The following is a 2,477-nucleotide window of genomic DNA, read 5'->3' as shown; positions in this document are numbered from 1 at the left end:
GGAGTACGAGGCGCCGCAGGGAGAGGTTGAGGAGGCGATTGCGGCGATCTGGGCGGAGCTGCTGAAGCTGCAGCGGGTCGGCCGGCGCGACCACTTCTTCGAGCTGGGCGGGCATTCGCTGCTGGCGGTGCAGCTCAGCTCTCGCTTGCGCGACCGCCTTGGCATCGAGCTGCCGCTGCGCGTCGTTTTCACCGACCCGGTTCTGGCCGACTACGCGGTGCATGTGCTCAGCGCAGAGCGGAGTCCGCAGCTCCGCATGCAGCCGATACCGCGTGCCGACAGGGAGCAGAACTTGCCGCTCTCATGGGCGCAGCAACGCTTGTGGTTCCTCGCGCAACTCGATGGCGCAGCGAGCGCGGCGTACCACATGCCGTTCAGTTTGCGCCTGCAGGGCCAACTTGACCGTGCAGCATTGCGGGCGACCTTGGATCGCGTGGTCGCGCGCCATGAGAACCTGCGAACCCGTTTTGTTCTGCGCGACGGGCAGCCTGAGCAGCTCGTCGAGCCGGCCAGCATCGGCTTTGCGCTCGCCGAACAGGATCTCACTTCGCTGCATGGGCACGAGCAGGCCGCTGCCGTCCAGCGTTTGGCGCTCGATCACGCCGGCACGCCGTTCAACCTGGCAAGCGAGCCGCTGATACGCGGCCTGTTGCTACGCTTGGACACGGACGATCATGTTCTGCTGATCAATCAGCACCACATCATTTCAGACGGCTGGTCCATAGGGGTGCTCGTACGCGAAGTCGCCACGCTTTATGCAGCGTTCAGTCAGGGCCAGCCTGACCCCCTGCCCGAGTTGGCGATCCAGTACGCCGACTATGCAGCCTGGCAGCGCCAGTGGTTGCAAGGCGAGCGCCTGCAGCAGCAGCTCGACTACTGGCGCGAACGGCTCGCCGGCGCGCCGGAGTTGCTGGTGCTGCCAACGGACCGCCCACGACCCGCGCAGCAGAACTACTCCGGTGCAAGCGTCTGTTTCGAGCTTGATGCCGAGCTCAGTCAGGCGCTCAAGGCCGCAAGCCGGCGGCACGGCACGACGCTGTTCATGACCCTGCTGGCCGCTTGGGCTGTGCTGATGGCACGCCTATCAGGCCAATCTGATGTCGTGATCGGCAGCCCCGTTGCCAACCGACAGCGTGTCGAAGTTGAGGGGCTGATCGGCTTCTTTGTGAACACGCTTGCCCTGCGAATCGACGTCAACGGGGATCGCAGCGTCGAGGAACTGATCGAGGCTGTTAAGCGCGACACGCTCGACGCCTACGCCCACCAAGACTTGCCGTTCGAACAGGTCGTCGATGCGGTGAACCCTGAGCGTAGCCTGTCACATAGCCCGCTGTTCCAGTCCATGTTCACGCTGGGCACTGCTGGCATGGACAGCGAACAGTTCGGCAACGTGCAAGCGCTGCCGGCGCTGCGGCTGTCAGCCTTGGAGCAGAGCGATACGCCGGTGGCGGCCAAGGTCGATTTGGCGCTATCGATGAACGAGGCTGGCGGGCGCCTGCAAGGCGTGCTGATTTATGCCAGCGAACTATTCGAGCCGGCCACCATTGAGCGATGGAGCCGCTATTTTGTTGCAATTCTCGTTGGCATGGTCACTGACGAGCGCTGCACGCTGGACAGGCTCGCCATGCTGGGCGCAGCAGAGCGCGCACATCTGCAGGGGCTGATGGAGGCGTCGACGCGGCCGCTCGATGATGCACGGCTCGTGCACGAACGCTTTGAGGCGCTGGCCGAGCTCGCACCGCAGCGCCCGGCCGTGCAGGCGGGGGCACGGACGATCGGCTACGAAGCGCTCAATGCGATGGCCAACCGCATCGCGCATCGGCTGATCGGCATGGGCATCAAGACCGGCGACCGTGTGGCGATCTGTGTGGAGCGCAATCCCTCCATGGTTGCAGCCGTGCTCGGCGTGCTCAAGGCCGGCGCTGCCTTCGTGCCGCTGGACCCCAGCTACCCGCCCGATCGCCTGTCCTGGTTGCTGCAAGACAGCGGTCCAATCGTGTTGCTGACCGAGCTGCAGGTACGGAACAGGTTCGCCGAGGTCGGCCCTGCGGTGCTCGTGCTCGACGACGACGCGCAGCTGGAACGGCAGCCGGGCAGCAATCCCGGGCGCGCGATCGGCGAGCGCGATCTCGCTTATGTGATCTACACCTCGGGATCCACCGGCAGGCCCAAAGGCGTGATGCTTGAGCACCGCGGGCTGCGCAACACGATTGCGGCACTCAATGAGGTCTATGGTTTCGGGCCGGGCAGCCGGCTGCTGCAGTTTGTCTCGTTCGGCTTTGATGTCTGTGTCTCCGAGCTGCTGATGCCGTTGACCAGCGGGGGCACCGTGCACCTGCTGGCTCAACAGGAGCTGCTCGGCGAGCGCCTGGCCGGCCATGTGCGAGCGCAGGGCATCACGCATCTGTGCATGCCTGTTGCCGCCTTGGCCACGGTGCCGCTGGAGGCAGACCTGGGCGCGCTGCAGACCTTGATCA

1 protein-coding gene is annotated in these 2,477 nt (G+C 65.2%); it reads left to right on the top strand.

Annotated elements, in window-relative coordinates; translation table 11 throughout:
* A partial coding sequence (locus RQP53_RS24580; RefSeq protein ID WP_315653372.1) for a condensation domain-containing protein occupies nucleotides 1-2,477 on the top strand: 2,477 nt, incomplete at both ends.

The sequence above is a fragment of the Roseateles aquae genome (assembly GCF_032337115.1).
Classification (GTDB): Bacteria; Pseudomonadota; Gammaproteobacteria; order Burkholderiales; family Burkholderiaceae_C; genus Roseateles_C; species Roseateles_C aquae.
This window is presented reverse-complemented; position numbering and strand designations above follow the sequence as displayed.